The sequence below is a fragment of the Amycolatopsis sp. NPDC034160 genome, from assembly GCF_055575355.1.
The window spans coordinates 14688-33042 of sequence record NZ_JBVISU010000032.1 but is presented as its reverse complement, the minus strand read 5'-3'; the positions used below and the strand labels follow the sequence as shown (position 1 = coordinate 33042).

Sequence of the window (18355 nt, the reverse complement as noted above, 5' to 3'; positions counted from 1 at the left end):
CGCGTCACCGCTCCGCGCCTCCGATCCCCGGGACCTTGGCGTCGAAGAAGTCCATCAGCCGCTCGCCGAGGGTCTCGCCGCCGTACTCGCGCTTGAGCCAGCGCACGAACGCGTACCAACGCGCCTGCTGCGTCTCGTCGTCGAACACCATGTTGTAGGCCACGACCGGCTCGCCGACACCCGCCGGAGGCTCCTTGTCCTCGTCCTCGCCGTCGAACTCGGGCGGTTCGAGCAGCCGGTCGACGTCGTCCTTCGTGTACCCGGTGCCCTCGTAGTCCTCGTCCACGTAGGACAGCAGGTGAATCAGGGCGTCGTCGTCGTACCCGCCCAGCTCGGCCGACCGGTTGTCGACCAGGTTGATCCGGAGCGCGGTCTGGTCGTCGCAGGTGATGACCTCACACCGCGCCGTCGCGGACCGCTCTTGCCGCAGCGCCTCGAAGGTGTGGTTCCCCGCGAGGATCACCAGCTGTCCATCGTCGACCTGGCGGACCACGAGCGCCCGGTACTGGCCATTGCGCTTGATCGACTCTCGGATCTTCCCGACGTCGCCCCGCTTGGCGTTCCCCGGGTACTTTGTCAGCTCGCCGAGGGGGATTTCCCTCGTCTCGATGTATACCGCGCTCACTGGCCACCCCCTGATGAAGTTGTTGGGCCTCGGGCTGCCGGGGTGCCGCCCGGCAGCCCGAGAGCAGGAAGCGGGGGTATCCTGGCGCGAATCAGACAAGGCTTGGCCGCGATTGTTGGACTACTAATAATTTGGCCGTCAGAACCATTGGCTCTGACCAGCTGGGACCTTGCCACGCGCATTGCACGGACAGTGCGCGTTACTCACTAGGGCAAGTACACGAACCTGCACACCGCTGACGCTCGCCGACCCGGCAGGCTGGCAGAGGCGGTGAGTGGAGTTCGTCGTGCTCGCTGTCCTGTTCTACGTCCTCATCGGACTCGTCATAGTCCTGCTCGGCTGCGCCGGGACCGTCGCCATCTTCGTCACCGACGAGAAGCAACGAGCTGACGCGTTTCGCGTGCTGAAGTTCCTTGCCGTGACACTCATCGGGAGCGGCGGAGTGTTCACCATGTGGATCAAGCTGCATGAGCTGGGAGTCCTGTGAACGAGGCCGGGCCTGCCCAGGGTGATCCCCGGGGCAGGCCCGTTGAGGCTGACAAAGTCCTCTGCGAGCACCGTAGCGGTCGGTATCGACAGAAACGGCCCGCCCCCGGAGCAGAGGGGCGGGCCGTTTCGCGGTTTGGGTACACGACTCCCGTCGCGCAGGCGCCTATTTAGCCAGGGACCGAGTCGATCACGCCACGGCCGCCACATCTTCGGCGTGTCGCGGCCGCCGGTTCCGGGTCGGCGTCGACGTCGCCACCTCGACGACGTCGGCCACCAGATACAGCGGCCACCCGCGCCCATTGCGGCGTCGTGCGACGATCCGCCCGTTGCGGGCCCACGTGTGGATCGTCTGCACACTGAGCGAGTCCCGCGCCATCAACTGGGGAAGCGCCTTCGAGATCTCGGCCGCGGTGAGCTCGAGCGACAACGCCGCGTTCAGCAGCTCCTCGCGGCGGCTGGCCGCGTCGTAGGTGACCCCGCACGTCGAGCAGCGCGCGAGCTTGCGATCCGGCCACCCGTACACGTCACCGCCGCACACTGCCCCGGTGTCCGGCTCGGGTTCATCGCACTGTCCCGCGTACTGCCGGTCCGGCCGCCGGTCGATCGCCCGCCAGCACCGATCGATCCCGTCCATCACCATCGCGTACAGGTCGCCGGCCTCCGGGGTTTCCGCGAGCCACGTCGGCCGGAGCGCGAGGTATTCGGCCATGCCCTCGATGGTGGGCGCGCAGTGCGGAACGTGCTGGTAGCCGTGCGCGAGACGACGCAGGCCTTCGCCGTCGCTGATCCCAAGGCACACGGCTGTCGTCGGCATCCACCGGTCGTACAGGTAGCGAAGCCAGGACACCAAAGTCGTCTTGAGGTCTCGCAGCGCGGTGTCGGCACGATGGTCGGCCAGCGGCGCCTGAGGCTCGCTGGACCGGACGACGATGCCGATGGACACCTTCGAGCCACGACCCTGCCGCTCGACGGTGAACCGGACTTCTTCGGTGAGCGTGCGCATCGCCGCGCCCCGCTCGCTGCGGCCACGCCGGTACAGCGTCCGCAGGGCGGCGCGGAGCCGGGCGACGCAGGCGGCACAGAGGACGTCCGGGGCATCGGCGCGCAACGCCGTCGTGCACTTCTGGGCGGCGCACACCTGTCGGGTGTCGATCCTGGTCACGGTCATCGGGCACCGCCGGAAAGTCCGCGGGCGTGCTCGATGATCAACGCCAGCGCTTCGGCCCGCGTGAAACCGGCCAGCTGGTAGGCGGTGAACAGGCCGCCCATGACCTGCGCAATCTGTCGATGTTCGGCGGTCGGGTCGACCGCTGCGGGCGGCAGGCCCGCGAGCCTTTCGGCAGTTAGCTCAGATGTGGGGTGTTCCCCAGCCATGCGCCCCTCCTGGATCAGGGGAATCCGTGCCTGATTCCCGAGTCCATTCCAGAGCGGCGGCTTAAATATGGCCATACCATAATTCGAAACGCAATTTCGAGGCCGAAATTAATTGTTATGAAGCTGACCAATGAGCTGCTGGAGAATGGCGAACGTGGCGATGGTCATCCGGTGAGCGGACAGTCCTGCCGCCCGCTAAGATGTAAACTTAAGGTGACATTAGCGATGCGGTAGCTACTTTAAGTTACATCTGCGCGCAGTCGGGGCCACGAGAGGAACGCGATGACGCAGCCGGAGAACCATGAGCCAGGTAACACCATCACCAGCCGCCTGAACTACGCGATCCGCCAAAGAGGTCTCTCTGACCAGCAGATACTTAACGCCGCCAACGAGATCGGACGCCCTCTCAGTCGCCAAGTGTTGTACCAGCTCAAGACAGGCCGGAAACAAAACCCCACCCTGGAGACGATCTCCATCCTGGCGAAGGTGCTCGGCTGCAAGGTCGCCTTCCTCACGGACTTCGACGAGAGTCCGGAGGGGGATACCCCGGATGGCGAGTCCCAGGCCGCGCTCGACATTCTTCGACGTAAGGCCGGGGTCAAGCAAGTGCTCTTTCGCATGGGGGAGATGTCGCCTGAGGCGATTCAAGCCCTCAGCAGCGTGAGTGAACAGCTAGTGCAGATCAACGACAAGCACGCGAAACCGCGTGAAGAACGCAAGTAGGGAACCGGCAGTACATGTCAATCGAAGACCGACCCGCTTCCAGCGCTGAGCGCTGGTACACCGGGTTCGGCGGGGCCGTCGAGTACCGGCGTCTCCGCAAGCGCATCAACAAGCTCCTCGACGAGGTCGGCATCCCTGATCCGTGGGACCTCCGCGAGTTCATCCGCCTCGTCGCAGACTACCGCGACCGCCCGATCGAACTTCTCGCCGTCGAGATCCCGCCCGGCGGCCCAGATGCCATGTGGGTACCGGCCGAGCACGTCGACGTCATCCTCTACGACTCCACCCTCCGCGAGGGTGACCTGCACTGGGAGCAAGTCTTGGCACACGAGGTCAGCCACATTCTGCTGTGCCACCGCGGCGACGAAGATGCCATCCTGGCCCGCGGACCGGTCACGAGAGAACTCCTCGAGCTCATCGTCAAGAACGTCGAAGAGCCGGGAGACGGGGACGCGGTCCTCTACCGTGAGACCTATTCGTCCGCCCAGGAAACCGAAGCGGAGGTTGCCGCCTCGCTCATCTGGAAGCGCGCAGGCCGGCGCCTCATCGAGCCCGAACGCACCCTCCACGGGGCCGACGCCGCGAGTATCGACGGCCTCGCCGCGATCATGGAGCGCACTCGTGCGTGAAGCCATCCAGGCCGCCTTGCAGTACGTCATGGTGATCGCAGGGCTCGCGGTCACCATCTACCGACTGGTCGACCTGATCCGCTCCCCGCGACGGCCCGCGATGTGGGCAATGTGGTCCGGGCTGCTGATGCTGACGCTCGCCGTCGCGGTCGGCATCAAGAGCCTCTGGCCGAACTCTCCTGCCTCCTTCATCATCCAGCACCTCTTCATCCTCGGCAGCCTCGCCGCGTTCGAGTGGTTCTACCTGCTAACGATCTACGGCAAGAGGGATCGGCCAACGGAAATCCGCTGGTACCAGCTGGTGATGTACCTATTCACGGCAACCATGGTCGTGAGCTGGGGTCTCAGCCTCGCCTTCGAGAACCCGGACTACAACGACTTCGATTACGCGAAATACCCGTACGTCCTCACGATGGTGCTCAGCTACTCCGCGGCGATGGCCGCCTCGCTGCTCACGTTGTGCCGCCTGTCGTGGAAGTGGTCGAGGATCGCTGACCGGGTGTGGCTGCGCCGCAGCCTCGTCACCCTGACCATCAGCACCGGTATGGGGCTGATCTACACCGTGCACCACTTGGCATACACACTGCTGCGCGCGATCGGCCTCACCCCGCCGTACCCGCAGGGCCTCGAAGTTCCGGTGATCGCTGTCGGTGTCCTCGCCGCGCTGGTCGGCCTGTCGATGCCGGCCTGGGGACCACGCGTGACCGCGCTGCGTCTCCTGGTCCAGTACCGCCGCTCCTACCGTGAGCTGCAACCGCTGTGGGAAGCCTTCACCGAGGCCATGCCGACGATCGCCCTGGAGAGCCGTCCGCCGCGCTGGGACATGGAGTTCGCGCTCTACCGCCGCGCCATCGAGATCATGGACGGCCGGAGTCGTCTACGCGGCTACCTCAATCCGGAGCTGGCGAAGGCCGCCGAGGAAGCAGGCCGAGCACGCGGCCTCACCGGCGCGAAGCTGACGGCCGCCGTCGAAGCCGAGCTGTGGCGTGCCGCCCTCGAAGCCCACGACGCCGAAGATGGCCAACCGAGTGAGAAGCTGATCGAGGAGCCCGCGACCGGCGACAACCTCGCGGTCCTGGTCGAGTTCCTGCGCTTGGTCGCTGTTGCATGGCAGCGCCCGCCGCTGGTGGTTTCTGCCACCAGCTCACGTTGATCACGAGAAGGCCATGACCGAAACCGCTGAATCCCAGACCCTCCCCTGTAAGACCGCGAAGGTCGTCGGTGAAATCCTCGCGCCGTGGGTGGTGCTCGTCCTGCTGTCGCTCGCCGTGCCCTGGCGGGCCACCGACTACAGCATCGGCTACACCCTGCTGTGGGGCTTCGTGATCGCGTTCTTCTGCGCAGCCGTCCCGATGGCGTTTATCGTGCGCGGCGCGAAGAAGGGCGACTGGGACGGGCACCATGTCCGCAACCGCGAAGGACGGGTGAAGCCGCTCATCGTGTGCTTCGCCTCCACCGCGGTCGGTCTGGTGATCATGTTGGTGTGGAACGCGCCGACCGACCTGGTGTACATGGCGGTCGCGATGCTCGTCTCGCTTGTCGTGACGTTCGTGATCACCAGCTGGTGGAAGATCAGCCTGCACGCGGCCGTCTCCGGTGGGGGAGTCGCGACGCTGGCCGTGGTCTACGGGCCTGTCGCCCTGTCGTTGCTGCTCGTCGTGGTGCTCATCTGCTGGTCGCGTGTCGTCACCGGCGATCACACAACGGGGCAGGTCACGGCAGGTACAACCCTCGGGTTCGGGATCACGATCCTGACGTTCGTGCCCACGTTCTAGACCGCCGTTCGATGTGACTTGTATGTCACGTTGCCGCTAGGATGTAATTTATAGTTGACATCGGATCGAGGCCCTGGATACGGTAAACACCGGACCGCGTGACCAGCACATCGCGTGGACCGAATCGCAGGGGGATCCTGCTGGCGACACAGACCTTCCGACACGCTTTCCTGTGTCGCCAGCAGGACTACAAACGAGTGCCCACACGCACCACCCCCGGAAAGACCTCCGGCAACCCTCGACGCCGGAATCCCTGGGGGTGACGAAAAGCGCCCGGCAGCCAACAGGCCGCCGGGCGCTTTTCCTTATACCGTCAGCTATTCAGCGCGGCCTCGTACTCCTTCGCTTGATCCGGCGTCAGGAACCGCGACACCCGCACCAGTACCGCGCCTTTCACGTAGTCGTACTCGCCGACCGAGGGCAGGTTCTTCGACACCGTCTGGATGAAGTCCATCCGCGCCTTCGCGCCGGCCTCGTCCGCGAACACCTCCACCGAACCGCCGCGCTCCACCGCGTCCACGCCCAGATACTCGACGTCGGCCGCCTTGACCCGCGAGTCCCCGAACGCCGTCTTCGACGTGTAGCCGTTCGGGCGGCCCAGCAGGTGGTTCGGGTCGTCCTCGGCGGTGTACGCCTTGATCAGCTTCACCGTGGCGATCTTCTCGCCGAGCGTCTTCGTGACATCGTCAGCGGTCCTCGCGCTGGTGCTCTCGGCGGCCGCGCCGGGGCCGGTAGACGTCGACGAGCTACCGCTGCACGCGGCCAACGAGAGCGCGGCCAGCGCGACGGAAACAGCGGCCACGGTACGACGGATGATCACGAACCCCTCCAGCATGACGATGGTCAACGCCGGTATGTCTCGCGGACCTGATCATGCGTTACCTATCGCGGCCGCATCGTGACCCAACGGTCTGGGCTGGCCATCGAAAGCACCACCGCCGAGCAGGTGCACCGCACCATGAGAAGGTGGTGAACATGCTGGGAGAGCTGCTGAACCCGCAGAACCGCCCCGACCCGTATGCGCTGTACGCGCAGTGGCGGGAGAAGTCCCCGGTCGTCAGGGTGGGCGGCCCGCTCGTTGCTGTTCTGGGTCACGCCGAGGCTGAGCAGGTACTGCGCAGTTCCGACTTCGGGCACCCCGAGCCAGAGGTCATCGCGGACAACGACCCCGATCACCCTGTCGACGCGCAGGGGCGAGTGGTGCGCGCGTTCGCATTCCTCAACCCGCCCGACCACACTCGGCTGCGCCGCCTGGTATCGAAGGCGTTCACGCCGCGCGTGATCAAGGACCTGCAACCGCGGATCGAGGCGTTGACCACCACGGCGATCGACCAGATCGTTGATGCTGGCGAGGCCGACCTCATGGATGTGCTCGCCGTGCCGCTGCCGGTCACGGTGATCGCGGAACTGCTGGGTGTTCCGGTCGAAGATCGGGAACGGTTCGGCGACTGGTCAGCTGCGATGGCACGAGCGTCGGACCCCGGGTTCCTCCTACCGCCCGATGTCGTCGAGAAGGCGGCCGCGGCGCGGCGGGAGTTCATCGCCTACTTCCGGAACCTGGCCGCCGCGCGCCGCCGGACGCCAGGCGATGATCTGCTATCAGCGCTTGTAGCGGTGTCGGACGAGGGCGAAATGCTCAGCGAAGGCGAACTGCTGGTCACGCTCACGCTGTTGCTTGTCGCCGGTCACGAGACCACCACCAACCTCATCGGCAACGGCGTGCTCGCCCTGCTGCGTCACCCCGAGCAATACGCCGCGCTCGCGCGGGACAGCTCGCTCGCGGAAGGGGCGGTCGAGGAGATCCTGCGCTACGACTCACCGATCCAGCTCACCATGCGCACCGCGTTGACCACCACGACACTCGGTGACGTCGAACTAGCCACCGGTGACACAGCGCTCGTGTTTTTCGGAGCGGCCAACCGCGACCCCCGTACACACCAGAGGCCGGACACTTTTGATATCGCGCTCCCGCCAGCACGGCACCTGACGTTCGGCCACGGTATCCACTTCTGCCTCGGTGCGCCGCTGGCACGGTTGGAAGGCCTCACGGTGCTGCGCGAACTCGCACGCCGCGTCCCGGATCTGCGCCTCGCAGGCGAGCCGGAATGGGCAACCACGGTGACGTTACGGGGACTCAGCACGCTGCCGATCGCCACATCGTGACCGTGGCGCGGTGCGGCCACGCTCGAAGCACCTGGTTCGATAGCCGCCATGCCTCCTGCACCCGCACCGCCCGTCCCCTGGTACGCGTCCGGCACGTTCTGGGCGATTGCCGGTGTCGTTGTGGCGATCATTTTCGGCGTCGGCGCGATCGTGGCGGCGTTCCGATCGCAGAACCCGCGCCGCCGGCTGAATGTCTACGTCGCCAGCAGCACGCCGCTTGTGCACGAGAAGGGCAAGCAGCTCGCGCTCGAAGTCAGGTCGGGTGAGGAAGTGCTCAAGAACCCTCACCTGGTCACCGCGGAGATCATGGTCCGCGGCCGCCGGGATATCCGGAAGGACGCGTTTGACGGTCCCATCGAGCTGCTGTTCGGGGCCCGCATCGTTGGCGTGCTGGAAGCCAGCGCCACAACGAAAGTGCCCGGCACTCCCGAACCGAAGTGGACATTTCGGGGGAACGGCGCCTTGATGATTGAGCCTGCCCTGCTTCGGCGAGATCACAAGCTGACCTACACCGTTCTCGTGGAAGGCCCGCACTCGCCGGAATTCAAGGCCGTCGTACCAATCGAGGCAGACGTTCGGATGGAATCACCCCTCCAACCTGAACTGCGGACCGTCAGGTACGTCCTCGCGGCCGCGATTGCCACACTAGTTGGGGCACTCACGAACATAGTGGCGAGCAATGCCGCAGGTATAGCCCTCGATGCCGGGCCGGTGCTCCTTGGCGCCGTCGCAGCGGTCATCGGCGCCATGATAGGAACCTGGCGCCGGAGGTAACTTTCCGTAGTGATTCGCTTGCAGGTGGCGCTATACTCTGCGGCGGGAGAAGGGCGAACCGCTGGTGCGCATTGCCGCGCCCAACGACAGCGGGAGGGAAACCGCATGACCGCCCTTGCAACGGCAACGGACACCGAGTTCCTGTGGCTGGAAATCACCGGCAAATGCCAGCTGGAGTGTGGACACTGCTACGCCGACAGCGGGCCCCACGGAACCCACGGCGACATGACCAACGAACAGTGGAAAGACGTCATCTACCAGGCCGCCGGCCTCGGCGTCCGCCGCGTCCAGTTCATCGGCGGTGAACCCACCCTCCACCCTGGCCTTCTCGACCTGATTCAGCACGCGCGCAACTTCGGCCTCGGCACCGAGGTGTTCTCCAACCTCGTCCACATCACACCGAAAATGTGGAAGACGTTCAAGGACCTGGACGTTTCTCTGGCGACCAGCTACTACTCCGACGATCCCAAGGAACACGCGGCGATCACCGGCCGCGACACCCACGGGCGGACGAAAACAAACATCGCGATCGCGCGCGAACTGGGCATCCAAATCCGTACCGGCGTCGTCGACGTCCGCGAAGACCAACGCGTCGACCAGGCCCGCGCCGAACTCGTCGATCTCGGCGTGCCGAGAATCGGATCCGACCGCCTCCGCGAGGTCGGCCGCGGTGCTTCCTCGAGCTGCGGCACCGGCGAGAAAACGACGGACGCGAAGCAACTGTGCGGTGCGTGCGGGAACGGTGTCGCCGCGATCATGCCGGACGGCCGAGTCCGCCCATGCATCATGGCGCGACAGTCGATCGTCGGCGACGTCCGAAACAAGACGCTTGCCGAAATACTCGGAAAGATGCCAGCCGCCAGGGCTGAACTGATCAGCAGCGGAATGCCCAACCGGGCGGCCGCAGACTGCCAACCCAAGGGCTCTGATTGCTACCCGGCCAACTGTCACCCTAAGTGGTAGAAGGCGACGACATCCGATGACCAGCTCCCCAACACAGTCCGACGAGACCTTCCGCGCCTGGATGCTCGCTCAGCTCAGCCAGGCCGCAGGAGACTTCGGAGTCGTCGCCACTGGGGAGCCCCGGTTCGGTTGGCATCTCCGGTCCGTCAGCACCCTCGTACAGGGTGCTGACGGACCGCTCTGGCTCCGTGTGGGCTGCGAACATCGCCAGTGGGCCAGCGATCCCATGTGGACGGGGATCCCAGCGTCGAACGCCATCACCGACGTCCCGAAACCGATCGTCATCAACAGCGCCACGTGGGAACACCAGGACCTGGCCATCCGCGCCGACCTCATGACCGTGCTCGACGGCACCCCATGCGCCCCGAACGAAGTCCTGCGGCAGCCTCTCGACGTCAACGACAACTGGTTCGCCGACCTCCGGCACGCCCTCTATCGCGTCGCCAGCACCCCGACGACCCGATTCGCTCGCCCCAACGGCATCGATCGCCGGACCGCCAAGGCCTTCGGCGCGGACACCGCGGCGGCCATGCCGATCAACCACTGGGCCACCATGCACGGTGACCTGCACTGGAACAACGTCCTCGGCCCCGAACTCGGCATCCTCGACTGGGAAATGTGGGGATGCGGCCCTCTCGGCATCGACGCCGCCACGCTCTACCTGTTCAGCCTCCTGGTGCCGGAGACCGCCCGGCGGGTGCACGAGACGTTCGCCGACGTCCTCGATTCCCCTGCCGGGCGGACCGCTCAGGTGTATGGCGCCGCGCGGATCATCGGCCGCGGCGACCACCCCGACCTGATCGAACAGCTACGTCCTCACGTTCGACGTCTGCTCGCCGGCTGATTCGATCAGGTCGGCCCAGTCCTCAGGCAACGGCGCGTCGAACAGTTCGGCGCTGCTGTAATCGAGGCGGTACAGGCTGAGCGCGCCCAAGGTGGCGCGGTTACGCCCTGAGGCCCATTCCGCCCACTCCAGCCACTCTGTGACGAGGGAACTTGCTGCCCACGCGGCGGCCAGCGGCCAACGCAGTGACGGCACTTCGAGGAAGCTGGCGAACAACGCGGTAGCGACGTGAGCGCCATAGTGCCGGTTGGCGAGGCTTTCCCCCTCGACCGGGGCCGGGCCGCCATGAGCCGCCAGGCCAGCGCACAAGTCCGCGACAGCGCCGGGCCGATTCCTCAACGCCAGGCCGATCTGGCCCCTCAGCAACAGCAGAACCGTTTCTGGGCAACGAGAGGCGACCTCATCGCGAAGGAACGTCGCGGCGTTCATCGCGGCAGGCGTGATGAACAGGTCACTGTCCTCGTTGTACCTGTCTGTCGTGGCATGCGGGTTCACTCGCAACGCCTCCAACGCGCGCGGCTCTGGAATGCTGGCCTCGGCCAGCAAGGTCAGAAGCGCGACCGCGCGGACCGTGTGGCAGTAGGCGAGGTCTTCGATCAACTCGACAGTGTCGGGCGCGGTCTTCATCACGGCCCTATCGATCCACACGGTGCTCCAGACCGACGACGCCAGTTCGCGCAGGACGTCGGGAGGAGTGAGCGGCCGGACATGCGGATCAGAGCCTTCGTAGGTGAGTTCGTAGCCGTTCCTCTTGTGGGCCAGCACCTTCTTTGCTGCGTCCTTCGCGCGTTGCGCGGCAGCGGCGGCACGATCGTCCCCGCCGACAGGGCAACGCAGGTAAGGGGATCCAGCGGCCTGGAACTTCACCTCGTACTCTCCGCAGAAGCGGCACTTGAAGAGGTCATCGGACGGCTCATAGTCGAACTCGTGCCATCCGAATTTCTCACCGCGCAATGCGGAAGGACCGATCGCGGTCGATGCGGCGGCGTCCCGCTCCTTATCGAGGGCCCGAAGGGCACCGGTGTGCTTCTCCCCAGTGGCGGCCTTGCGCTGTTTGAGAAGCTTTTTGGTGTTGCGGCTGGTCATGGCGTCCTCCAGCGGAGCGCCCACGTCACCCCGCGAGGTCTGCCGATCACGGGTGTCCAAAGCTCGAGCTGCGCGCCGAGGCCCTGAGCCGTCTTGTCCGCCTCGCCGATGGCAACGTGGGTACCGTCCGGCGCGGAGAGTGGTCAGCGCGAGTGACCACCGCAGATCATAGCGGGCCGCGATGCTCGGCGGCAGCTTCGGCAAACGACGACGCGATCACCAGACCGGGCGAGTTGGCGGGGTCGAAGTGCCTGCTGCCGTACCGACCAGTGGTTGCCTTGTCCCGGTGCCCGATGTGTTCCTGCATCTGGTCGTCGGTATAGCCCTGGCGGCTTCCCTCGGTGATGAGGCTGTGTCGGGCTACGTGCGAGGTGACGCGCTTCGGGGCCGCGATGCCAGCCTGCCGGGCGAGCCGTTCGAGGACGGCGTTCACCGCGGACCGGACGAGCGGTTTTCCGTTCGCGGTGACAAACATGAACGGGGGAGCGCCAGCCTGGCCGCGCAGGGCGACGGCCGAGCCGATCCCCCGGGAGCTGAGGTACCTGTCGAGACGTTCCCCTGCCTCCGGTGAGAGTGTGATGCTGTGCGGGCGGTCGCCCTTGAGCACCAGGTCAACGACGCGGACACCGTGCGTGTGCCGGATCCGGTTCACCCGCAGCTGGGTCATCTCGCTGACGCGGGGAGCAACGGTGAACAGGAACCAGACCATCGCCGCGTTCCGCAGGCGCAACGACTCTATGGCGTCGTTGTCCGCGGCCGCGAGCAGCGCGCCGATCTCCTCGCGGGTGAGTGACGCGGTGGTCGACTTCGTGTTCTTCGGCATCTCGACGCCCAAATTCGAGCGTTTGACCAACTCCATCGGGTTGATGACCGTGATCCCCGACTGCATGGCCCACTTGTAGAAGGCGCTCGCCGCGGTGAACGTATGCGCCCGAGTCGAGCGCGTGAGCGTCTGCCCGGTGTCCGGATGCGGGGTGTCGTTCAGTGCCTCTGCCCAGGCGACGACGTGCGCGCGGCCGACGTCGAGCAGGTGCACCCCGTTGCGGCTGCACCAGGACAGCCAGGTGACACCGTTGCGCAGCCGCGAGGTATCGCGCCACGTGCCGTGCTTGTCGTACGGCCAGCCGATCGCGTCCGCGTAGGTGGCCTTGGTGTTGCCCTTGACCTCCTTGAGCCACGCGCGGACGATCGCCAACTCGCGTTGCCAACGCTCGCCGGCCTCGTCCCGCGCTTGGGCGGGGATCGCTTCCGCCGGGACGAGTTCACCGGCGACGTCTTCGCTCAACGCGGCTCCTTGCTTGTTCGGGACGTGGCGTTGGCTGCTTCATCGAGGAGTGCGCGGACCTTGTCGGCCACGACGGCGCCGGACAGTTCGCGGGTTGCCGGGTCGCTCACGAAGTGGAGAACGTCGACGACCCTCGCGTGCCGTGCCTCGTCGCCGAGCAGGCCGGCGTGCTCCAGCAGCACGGCGAACCGGGCGGCCATAACGTCCTGGCCGTCGCCGAAGCCAGAGGTCGCGTGCGCGCGATAGATCAGGTCCGCGCTCTGCTCCACCGGAGGGGCAGCGAACAACGACGGCTGGACGGCACCCTTGGGCCTGCGCATTTGCCTGAGAGTCGACTCAAGCCGGTTCCGTTCGGCGATGATCAGGTGGGGGATGGTCCTCATCGGGCACCGTCCGCGGCCGAAGCGAGCGCAGCGAAGATGGACCGGGTCTCGCTTTCGCCGACGTGCTCCAGCAACACGCCTTCGAGGATGTGGGGATCGATCGGGAAGGAACCCACCTCGACCTCTGCCTCCTCTTCCGGCTGGTGCATCGCGTCGTAGATGGCGCACGCGTTTGACCAGAGACTCGCGGCGAGGTCGTAGCCGTGCTGGGCGAGTACCCGCGCGTACAGGTCGGGGAAGAGCGGTGGACGCTCGCCGGGGAAGTCGGGATGTTCGGCGATCTCGCTGGGTGTGGTGGGCACCGGTGGGGTGATCTCGACGTCGGGCGGCGTCGCGCCCCAGTTGATCGTCGTGCCGGGCGGGTGGGCATCGCTGGTGAGCATGTCGGTGAACGCCCAGGCGGCGTGTTCGGCGCTGTGCTGGTACCGGTAGCCGAGGTGCAGGGTCGGGTGGCCGGGGCGGGTGATCGTGACGGCGAACGGGAATTCGGCTCTGCTGGCCGGTTCCGGGGTGTCCGTTGTGGACATGGGGGGCTCCTTCGCTGTTGTGCTGACAGCTCGAAGTTGTGTCGGAAGGTGGGGTGTTGCAGCCGCGAGGTACTGGCCCGCGGACGTGGTGTGAAGGGGTTTACTTGCCGGTCTAGTAGCTGGGGTGTTCCTCCGGCCGGTACTCGATGCGCCGCGCCGTCCAGACCTCCAGAGCTTTCCTGATCTTCCGCTGGCGCCGGGCGCTGCCGTAGTGACGTTCGCTTGCGAGCCAGGTGCAGATGACGTCAGCGTTCAAGTGCGCCATCCGCCAGTTGTGGCGAGCGACCTGCCAGTCCACCTGTCGTTCGGCGACGCGGAAGGTCCGCATGTCGCAGACGGTGGCTCTCTCCTGGTAACGCCTTCGTTCGGTCAGCCGGGTGACGAGCGCCGCCACGCCGATGACAAGGACGACACCGAGCGGTGCAGCGATGCCGAGGATCCACGGGTTCACTGTTTCTCCTGTCTGAATTGGGTCGGGGGTGTACGTGCTCCAGCCCGGACGTTCATGCGCGCCGTCCGGTGGCCGGGCGCACCTTCACGGTGACCGGCTGATCCATGTCGGGACCCGAGCCGTGGATCGTCGTGAAGGTGATGTTCTTACCGAGGCAGCGTTGGCACACCTCGCGGGGCGGCTTGTGAGGCTGCCCGTTCTCGTCGAGGAGTTCGACGTCGGCGTCGAACTCTCGGCATCCCACGCAATCGTGCCGGGCGTGCGGGTAGGGCATGGAAGTCATCAGGTCTCGTCCACGGCTCGCTCGTAGGTTCCAGCCGGGTAGTCGCCTTCGAGGTACAGCACGGTGGTTTTGTCTCCGATGAGACCGGAGAGGTTGGCTTCGGCGGTGACATCGATGCCGACCACGATCTGTTCCCCATCCAGCATCCCGCCGGGACGGTCCAGGGTTTCGATGACGACCAGGCGTTCGTCGGGGACGGTCAGCGGCACGTTGTCGGGTACGCCCAGGGCTCGAACGAGATCGCGGGCGGTCAGGGGTTGAGCGGCGGGCCGGTAGTCGTAGTTCTCGTAGCGCGTCATGGAGCGCCCTTTCAGTTACGAAACAGTGTTTGGATACTCAGTACATAATACAGATTATGTACTGAGCAAAGTCTAGCGCAACCTTTGGTTGCGCTCAATCTGTTTCGTAACCAAAGGTTGCGCGCTCCTAGGGGCGGAACCTATGGTTACGGCATGGACAAGCAGGAAGCAGCGCGAGCAAAGCTCACCCGATTCGCCGCCCTCCGGCGAGAACATGACGTCCCTCGCTCCGCAGGCGAAGCCCTCGCAGGCCTCATGACCGTCCTCGACGACTCGCCGGAAACGCGCCCCATCCTCGGCACCCTCAAACTTCCTCGGCTCGACGAAGTCACCGACGACGACCTCTGGACCGCGTTGAAGGTCATCCCCAACGAACGTCTGACCCTGAACAACACCGAACGCCTGGTGATCGAAACACTCCGGGACCGCGACGTGTCCTGGACCGAGATCGGCGCCGCCTACGGGATCAGCCGCCCAGGCGCGAAGAAACGCTACGAGCAAACCCTTGGCGGCACACGAACCTGGAGCCCGAAGGCCGTCGACCAGGTCGCGCGGGACGGAGCGATTATCAGGGTCCTCCTCGCCGTCGAAGGCGCCGCCGAGGTGGCCACGGAGGACGGGATCCGGGCCGACAACAGGAGAAACGTGCTCATTGAGGTCCTGACGTCCGTCTTCGCGGACAAACTCCTCACCGAGGACGACGTTTTCGTGTTGGGCGCGCGCCTCCCGGGCACCATCACCGAGGCGATCATGGACAAGGCCGTCGCGGACGCCGCCCGCGGACGCGGGCGCGACTTGAGTGACGAGATTCCCCGCGATCTGGACGCGGTCGACCCCGACGTTCTGCTCAGCGCCATGAGCACCTGGCTCGGCGACATGGCACGCCACGCTGGCGATCGCGTGCATTTCCCCGTCCGGGCATGGAACAAGCTCGAACCCGGCGAACGGCACCGCTGGATCGAGGAGGCTCAGGCACGTCTCGACCGGGCAGCGAAGGCCGCCGCGCGAGGTGACGCCGAGTGACGTCGAACCCGTACAGGGTGGCAAAGTGAGGCATCGTGAGCGTGAGAACGGCCGGTCGCGCGGCGGCTGCGCACCTGTGGCGGTTCAAGAGGCCCCTGTTGAACCTCGTGATACTTCTGCCTTCAGCCGGGGCGCTGTACGAAGGATTCCGCAGCGGGGACTTCATCGTCGCGATCATCGCGACGCTCGTCCTACTGCTTCTCTGCGTGGCCGTCGACCGGCTCGCGTTCTCCAAGCTGCCGAACGGCCGGGACGTCACCACGCATTACCTCGAACTGGCCACGGTGGTCGATGCACACCCCCACGACCAGCTTCTCCGATACAAGGACTCGACCGAGGCGGTGATGTTCCTCTGCCGCCACCAGGGACCTGTCCGCGGTTTCCTCCGGCTGAACTTCAACGACGTCGAGCTACCTCAAATCGACCAGGAGGGCTGGGTATCGGCCGAGGACTTCCTGCTCGTCCCTGGTTCCAATCTGGTCCTCCAAACCCCCACGGCCTGCATGATCGACGACGACGGCGCCTTCTTGCCAGCTACCAAAGACCCCACCCTGTCCGACAGCATGAAGGGGACGTTCTTCCGCTTCCGCACAGGCCACGGGTTCGCCGACGCCGACACAATGCGAGACCTCGTACGGCAGGTCCGCCAGGCCGTCCCCTTCAAGAGCGAGGCGCCATAACGCCGACCCGGTGACTGGATCGTCATTGTCGGTGAGCTTCGCTATGGTGATGGCCTGGGCAACGTACAGGCCCATCTCCGAGCCGATCCGGCCCCCACGCGGCCAACACGGCGACCGAGGACAAGACGGCACCGCCTCAGTACGACTGAACACCCGACGCGATCACCTGGACGTCCAGGCCGACCTCGCGGGGTGCGTGGGCCCTCGCTGGAGGACGACCTGATGACCCGCCACAACCACTCTCGCCGCCGCGACGTTCGGCAATACATGGCCGACCACGGCGTGACGTACACCGAGGCCCTGAGGACGATCGAAGCGGCCGAACACCGCGAGAGCACCGTCACCGCGTCCCGGCTCCGGCCGCGTCCCGTCGACCAGGGTGGCCCGGAATTGCCCACGGTCGTCACCCCCGACAACGACGTCAACCCCATCTGCGGGCACTACCTGGGCAACCAGTGCGCCGGCTGCGGCGTGTGCACCACCTGCGACGGCTGCTACTGCGCCGAGCTGCGGCAGGAAGCCGAGCTGGACGCGTATTTCCGCACTGTCGAACGTGAACACGAAGATCACTGGAAGGAACCCGGCAAGGACTGCCCCACGTGCGAAAGCGATCGGGAGCGGTCCAAGGACTTCACCGAATGCCCAACGTGCGGCAAGGCGCTGCAAGGATTTTGGCACTTCAACGAGCACTGCCCGCCGTACTGCCGGAAGGACAAGCCCCACCCGCCCGGCCTGGACTGGTCGCACCTGATCGGCAAGCGGATCACCATCGACACGCACTGGTGCTACCAGGGTGACATGGCCGAGTACGCGACCAGCTGGACCGGCACGGTCACCGGCCGCTGGGTGAATCCGAACGGGACCGAGACCAGCCTCTACACGCTGGAACTCGATCCGACCGTTCCGCAGCCGCGAACCGATATCACCACGACGCCCTTCAACCCGCGCGAGTTCACCATCACCGTGCACTGATTCCTCTGGCGGCGGCGCGCGGCGCCGCGCCGTTCCCCGCGGCGCCCGGGCGCCGTAACTGCCCAGCGTGGGTCTGGTGTGGGTCGAGTGTGGGTCGGCCTGCTCGCCTCAGGGTCGACCTTGCGCCACACTCAGCCCATGGTCGACGAACAAGACTGCACCGGAACCCTGGATTGCCAAGCGACCGAGGAACACGACGACGAGTGTCGTGCGTGGCGCCAGGAACAGCGAGCGCAAGCACACGCCGACTGGGAAACCAATAACGCGCTGATCCACGAGTTCGACTACTGACGCCCACGCCTGTGCGCCTTATCCCGCCGCGGTGACCTGTTCAGGCAACTTGAGCCCACGCTTCCCCAGCTGATAGTCGATCCAGGGGTCCTGCTCGGGCCCGAAGACGTCCAGGCGGATGAGCTCCGAATCAGCCGAACCAGGTGACATCGAGGACGTCGACGCGGTCCTGTTCGTCGAGCACCAGGTAGGTGACCAGGCCGCGGCCGCCGCCGAACGGGAGCGCCCGCATCGGGCTGGTCGGCTTGGCGGTGTTGTACGGCGGGCCGCGCCAGGGCAACAGCTCAAGGAAGTCGTACACGTCGCCCAGCTCGTGCAGGACGTCGGCAGGGAGCGCCTTGATCTGGTCGAGGACGCGCGGGTCCGTCTCGATGCGGTAGGCCACGATCTACTTGCCGAGCAGTGCCCTCACATCGGCCAGGGACACCGCCCCGTCGATCGGCTCACCGGTCCGCTGGATGCGGGCGGCCTGCTGGAGCATGGCGCGGTGCGCGGCCGGGTCAGCGAGCGTCTTCCGGGCGACGCGGCGCCAGCCGGCGAGCGTCTCGAAGACCCCAGCCAGGTCCCGGGTCGCCTTCGCCGTGTCGAGCGCCTGCTCGTACGCGGCGTCGAAGTCAGCGCGCTCCTCCGACAGGAGAGCATCCCGAATCGCCCCGGGCGTATCGAGGTCGCCGGGCTCGTGATCGGGGTGGTGCGCGGCCGCAGTCACGCACCCA

The 18355-nt window shown here is 66.1% G+C and carries 26 protein-coding genes; 13 read left to right on the top strand and 13 right to left on the bottom strand.

Annotated features, from left to right (window positions below; genetic code table 11):
• Positions 1-4 precede the first annotated feature (4 nt).
• Positions 5-625, bottom strand: coding sequence for a ParB/RepB/Spo0J family partition protein (locus tag ACZ54P_RS37845; protein ID WP_465466427.1), 621 nt, complete (start codon positions 623-625; stop codon positions 5-7).
• A 286-nt stretch (positions 626-911) separates the two neighbouring features.
• Here ACZ54P_RS37845 and ACZ54P_RS37840 point away from each other — a divergent pair, with 286 nt between their 5' ends.
• A complete protein-coding gene (locus ACZ54P_RS37840) occupies positions 912-1112 on the top strand; it encodes a hypothetical protein (protein WP_465466426.1) in 201 nt (66 codons plus the stop codon).
• Positions 1113-1301: 189 nt separating this feature from the next.
• Here the strand turns inward: ACZ54P_RS37840 and ACZ54P_RS37835 are convergent, their stop codons facing one another.
• Both ACZ54P_RS37835 and ACZ54P_RS37830 read right to left on the bottom strand, forming a co-directional pair.
• On the bottom strand, positions 1302-2282 hold the full coding sequence (locus tag ACZ54P_RS37835; RefSeq protein WP_465466425.1) for a hypothetical protein: 981 nt from the start codon (positions 2280-2282) through the stop codon (positions 1302-1304).
• The gene (locus tag ACZ54P_RS37830; protein WP_465466424.1) at positions 2279-2488 is read right to left on the bottom strand and encodes a hypothetical protein; all 210 of its coding nucleotides are present in this window, start codon (positions 2486-2488) and stop codon (positions 2279-2281) included. The genes ACZ54P_RS37835 and ACZ54P_RS37830 overlap by 4 nt, the downstream gene beginning before the upstream one ends.
• A 282-nt stretch (positions 2489-2770) precedes the next feature.
• Between ACZ54P_RS37830 and ACZ54P_RS37825 the strand changes: the two genes are divergently transcribed.
• From ACZ54P_RS37825 to ACZ54P_RS37810, 4 genes are read left to right on the top strand one after another with little or no spacing between them, the layout of a single operon-like run.
• A complete protein-coding gene (locus ACZ54P_RS37825; protein WP_465466423.1) occupies positions 2771-3211 on the top strand; it encodes a helix-turn-helix domain-containing protein in 441 nt (146 codons plus the stop codon).
• A gap of 14 nt (positions 3212-3225) precedes the next feature.
• Positions 3226-3840 carry a hypothetical protein gene (locus tag ACZ54P_RS37820; RefSeq protein ID WP_465466422.1) on the top strand — a complete coding sequence of 205 codons (615 nt, stop codon included), beginning with the start codon at positions 3226-3228 and terminating at the stop codon, positions 3838-3840.
• Entirely contained in the window at positions 3833-4993 is a 1161-nt protein-coding gene (locus ACZ54P_RS37815) for an MAB_1171c family putative transporter (RefSeq protein WP_465466421.1), read from the top strand. Before ACZ54P_RS37820 ends, ACZ54P_RS37815 begins: the two co-directional genes overlap by 8 nt.
• A 13-nt stretch (positions 4994-5006) precedes the next feature.
• Positions 5007-5615: a hypothetical protein gene (locus ACZ54P_RS37810; protein WP_465466420.1), complete on the top strand. Its 609-nt coding sequence runs from the start codon at positions 5007-5009 to the stop codon at positions 5613-5615.
• Positions 5616-5928: 313 nt separating this feature from the next.
• Here the strand turns inward: ACZ54P_RS37810 and ACZ54P_RS37805 are convergent, their stop codons facing one another.
• Positions 5929-6435 carry a hypothetical protein gene (locus ACZ54P_RS37805; RefSeq protein WP_465466419.1) on the bottom strand — a complete coding sequence of 169 codons (507 nt, stop codon included), beginning with the start codon at positions 6433-6435 and terminating at the stop codon, positions 5929-5931.
• 155 nt (positions 6436-6590) lie between these two features.
• On the opposite strand from ACZ54P_RS37805, the gene ACZ54P_RS37800 reads away from it, so the two are divergent.
• Genes ACZ54P_RS37800 through ACZ54P_RS37785 form a run of 4 tightly spaced genes read left to right on the top strand, consistent with a single transcriptional unit; the run spans position 6591 to position 10359 of the window.
• Complete coding sequence (locus ACZ54P_RS37800) at positions 6591-7778, top strand: cytochrome P450 (RefSeq protein WP_465466495.1); 1188 nt, start codon at positions 6591-6593, stop codon at positions 7776-7778.
• Positions 7779-7826: 48 nt separating this feature from the next.
• Positions 7827-8552, top strand: coding sequence for a hypothetical protein (locus ACZ54P_RS37795; protein WP_465466418.1), 726 nt, complete (start codon positions 7827-7829; stop codon positions 8550-8552).
• Between the two features lie 9 nt (positions 8553-8561).
• The gene (locus ACZ54P_RS37790; RefSeq protein ID WP_465466417.1) at positions 8562-9515 is read left to right on the top strand and encodes a radical SAM/SPASM domain-containing protein; all 954 of its coding nucleotides are present in this window, start codon (positions 8562-8564) and stop codon (positions 9513-9515) included.
• Positions 9516-9531: 16 nt separating this feature from the next.
• Positions 9532-10359: a phosphotransferase gene (locus ACZ54P_RS37785; protein ID WP_465466416.1), complete on the top strand. Its 828-nt coding sequence runs from the start codon at positions 9532-9534 to the stop codon at positions 10357-10359.
• Here the strand turns inward: ACZ54P_RS37785 and ACZ54P_RS37780 are convergent.
• From ACZ54P_RS37780 to ACZ54P_RS37750, 7 genes are all read right to left on the bottom strand, one after another.
• Entirely contained in the window at positions 10324-11445 is a 1122-nt protein-coding gene (locus tag ACZ54P_RS37780; protein WP_465466415.1) for a hypothetical protein, read from the bottom strand. The two genes, ACZ54P_RS37785 and ACZ54P_RS37780, sit on opposite strands and share 36 nt — an antisense overlap.
• Positions 11446-11611: 166 nt before the next feature.
• A complete protein-coding gene (locus ACZ54P_RS37775) occupies positions 11612-12730 on the bottom strand; it encodes a tyrosine-type recombinase/integrase (RefSeq protein WP_465466414.1) in 1119 nt (372 codons plus the stop codon).
• Positions 12727-13050 (bottom strand): hypothetical protein, encoded by a 324-nt coding sequence (locus ACZ54P_RS37770; protein ID WP_465466413.1) that lies wholly within the window; start codon positions 13048-13050, stop codon positions 12727-12729. Before ACZ54P_RS37770 ends, ACZ54P_RS37775 begins: the two co-directional genes overlap by 4 nt.
• Positions 13051-13109: 59 nt before the next feature.
• Positions 13110-13640: a hypothetical protein gene (locus tag ACZ54P_RS37765; RefSeq protein ID WP_465466412.1), complete on the bottom strand. Its 531-nt coding sequence runs from the start codon at positions 13638-13640 to the stop codon at positions 13110-13112.
• A gap of 112 nt (positions 13641-13752) precedes the next feature.
• On the bottom strand, positions 13753-14091 hold the full coding sequence (locus ACZ54P_RS37760; protein ID WP_465466411.1) for a hypothetical protein: 339 nt from the start codon (positions 14089-14091) through the stop codon (positions 13753-13755).
• Positions 14092-14143: 52 nt separating this feature from the next.
• Positions 14144-14374: a hypothetical protein gene (locus tag ACZ54P_RS37755; protein WP_465466410.1), complete on the bottom strand. Its 231-nt coding sequence runs from the start codon at positions 14372-14374 to the stop codon at positions 14144-14146.
• Entirely contained in the window at positions 14374-14673 is a 300-nt protein-coding gene (locus ACZ54P_RS37750; RefSeq protein WP_465466409.1) for a hypothetical protein, read from the bottom strand. The genes ACZ54P_RS37755 and ACZ54P_RS37750 overlap by 1 nt, the downstream gene beginning before the upstream one ends.
• A 153-nt stretch (positions 14674-14826) precedes the next feature.
• Between ACZ54P_RS37750 and ACZ54P_RS37745 the strand changes: the two genes are divergently transcribed.
• The 4 genes from ACZ54P_RS37745 (at position 14827) to ACZ54P_RS37730 (ending at position 17639) form a co-directional block, all read left to right on the top strand.
• The gene (locus ACZ54P_RS37745; RefSeq protein ID WP_465466408.1) at positions 14827-15696 is read left to right on the top strand and encodes a hypothetical protein; all 870 of its coding nucleotides are present in this window, start codon (positions 14827-14829) and stop codon (positions 15694-15696) included.
• A gap of 98 nt (positions 15697-15794) precedes the next feature.
• Positions 15795-16376 carry a hypothetical protein gene (locus ACZ54P_RS37740; protein ID WP_465466407.1) on the top strand — a complete coding sequence of 194 codons (582 nt, stop codon included), beginning with the start codon at positions 15795-15797 and terminating at the stop codon, positions 16374-16376.
• Between the two features lie 222 nt (positions 16377-16598).
• Complete coding sequence (locus ACZ54P_RS37735) at positions 16599-17348, top strand: hypothetical protein (protein ID WP_465466406.1); 750 nt, start codon at positions 16599-16601, stop codon at positions 17346-17348.
• Positions 17349-17486: 138 nt separating this feature from the next.
• Complete coding sequence (locus ACZ54P_RS37730; RefSeq protein WP_465466405.1) at positions 17487-17639, top strand: hypothetical protein; 153 nt, start codon at positions 17487-17489, stop codon at positions 17637-17639.
• A gap of 130 nt (positions 17640-17769) precedes the next feature.
• Here the strand turns inward: ACZ54P_RS37730 and ACZ54P_RS37725 are convergent, their stop codons facing one another.
• Both ACZ54P_RS37725 and ACZ54P_RS37720 read right to left on the bottom strand, forming a co-directional pair.
• Complete coding sequence (locus tag ACZ54P_RS37725; RefSeq protein ID WP_465466404.1) at positions 17770-18024, bottom strand: hypothetical protein; 255 nt, start codon at positions 18022-18024, stop codon at positions 17770-17772.
• A 3-nt stretch (positions 18025-18027) separates the two neighbouring features.
• Entirely contained in the window at positions 18028-18348 is a 321-nt protein-coding gene (locus tag ACZ54P_RS37720; RefSeq protein WP_465466403.1) for a DUF6247 family protein, read from the bottom strand.
• Positions 18349-18355: the final 7 nt, after the last annotated feature.

Bases quoted from the DNA above. Each gene is read 5' to 3' on its own strand.
- ACZ54P_RS37785 (WP_465466416.1), top strand. From the start codon at position 9,532: ATGACCAGCTCCCCAACACAGTCCGACGAGACCTTCCGCGCCTGGATG.
- ACZ54P_RS37825 (WP_465466423.1), top strand. From the start codon at position 2,771: ATGACGCAGCCGGAGAACCATGAGCCAGGTAACACCATCACCAGCCGC.
- ACZ54P_RS37835 (WP_465466425.1), bottom strand. From the start codon at position 2,282: ATGACCGTGACCAGGATCGACACCCGACAGGTGTGCGCCGCCCAGAAG.
- ACZ54P_RS37750 (WP_465466409.1), bottom strand. From the start codon at position 14,673: ATGACGCGCTACGAGAACTACGACTACCGGCCCGCCGCTCAACCCCTG.
- ACZ54P_RS37745 (WP_465466408.1), top strand. From the start codon at position 14,827: ATGGACAAGCAGGAAGCAGCGCGAGCAAAGCTCACCCGATTCGCCGCC.
- ACZ54P_RS37820 (WP_465466422.1), top strand. From the start codon at position 3,226: ATGTCAATCGAAGACCGACCCGCTTCCAGCGCTGAGCGCTGGTACACC.
- ACZ54P_RS37780 (WP_465466415.1), bottom strand. From the start codon at position 11,445: ATGACCAGCCGCAACACCAAAAAGCTTCTCAAACAGCGCAAGGCCGCC.
- ACZ54P_RS37795 (WP_465466418.1), top strand. From the start codon at position 7,827: ATGCCTCCTGCACCCGCACCGCCCGTCCCCTGGTACGCGTCCGGCACG.
- ACZ54P_RS37730 (WP_465466405.1), top strand. From the start codon at position 17,487: ATGGTCGACGAACAAGACTGCACCGGAACCCTGGATTGCCAAGCGACC.
- ACZ54P_RS37755 (WP_465466410.1), bottom strand. From the start codon at position 14,374: ATGACTTCCATGCCCTACCCGCACGCCCGGCACGATTGCGTGGGATGC.
- ACZ54P_RS37810 (WP_465466420.1), top strand. From the start codon at position 5,007: ATGACCGAAACCGCTGAATCCCAGACCCTCCCCTGTAAGACCGCGAAG.
- ACZ54P_RS37800 (WP_465466495.1), top strand. From the start codon at position 6,591: ATGCTGGGAGAGCTGCTGAACCCGCAGAACCGCCCCGACCCGTATGCG.
- ACZ54P_RS37830 (WP_465466424.1), bottom strand. From the start codon at position 2,488: ATGGCTGGGGAACACCCCACATCTGAGCTAACTGCCGAAAGGCTCGCG.
- ACZ54P_RS37735 (WP_465466406.1), top strand. From the start codon at position 16,599: ATGACCCGCCACAACCACTCTCGCCGCCGCGACGTTCGGCAATACATG.
- ACZ54P_RS37765 (WP_465466412.1), bottom strand. From the start codon at position 13,640: ATGTCCACAACGGACACCCCGGAACCGGCCAGCAGAGCCGAATTCCCG.
- ACZ54P_RS37770 (WP_465466413.1), bottom strand. From the start codon at position 13,050: ATGCGCAGGCCCAAGGGTGCCGTCCAGCCGTCGTTGTTCGCTGCCCCT.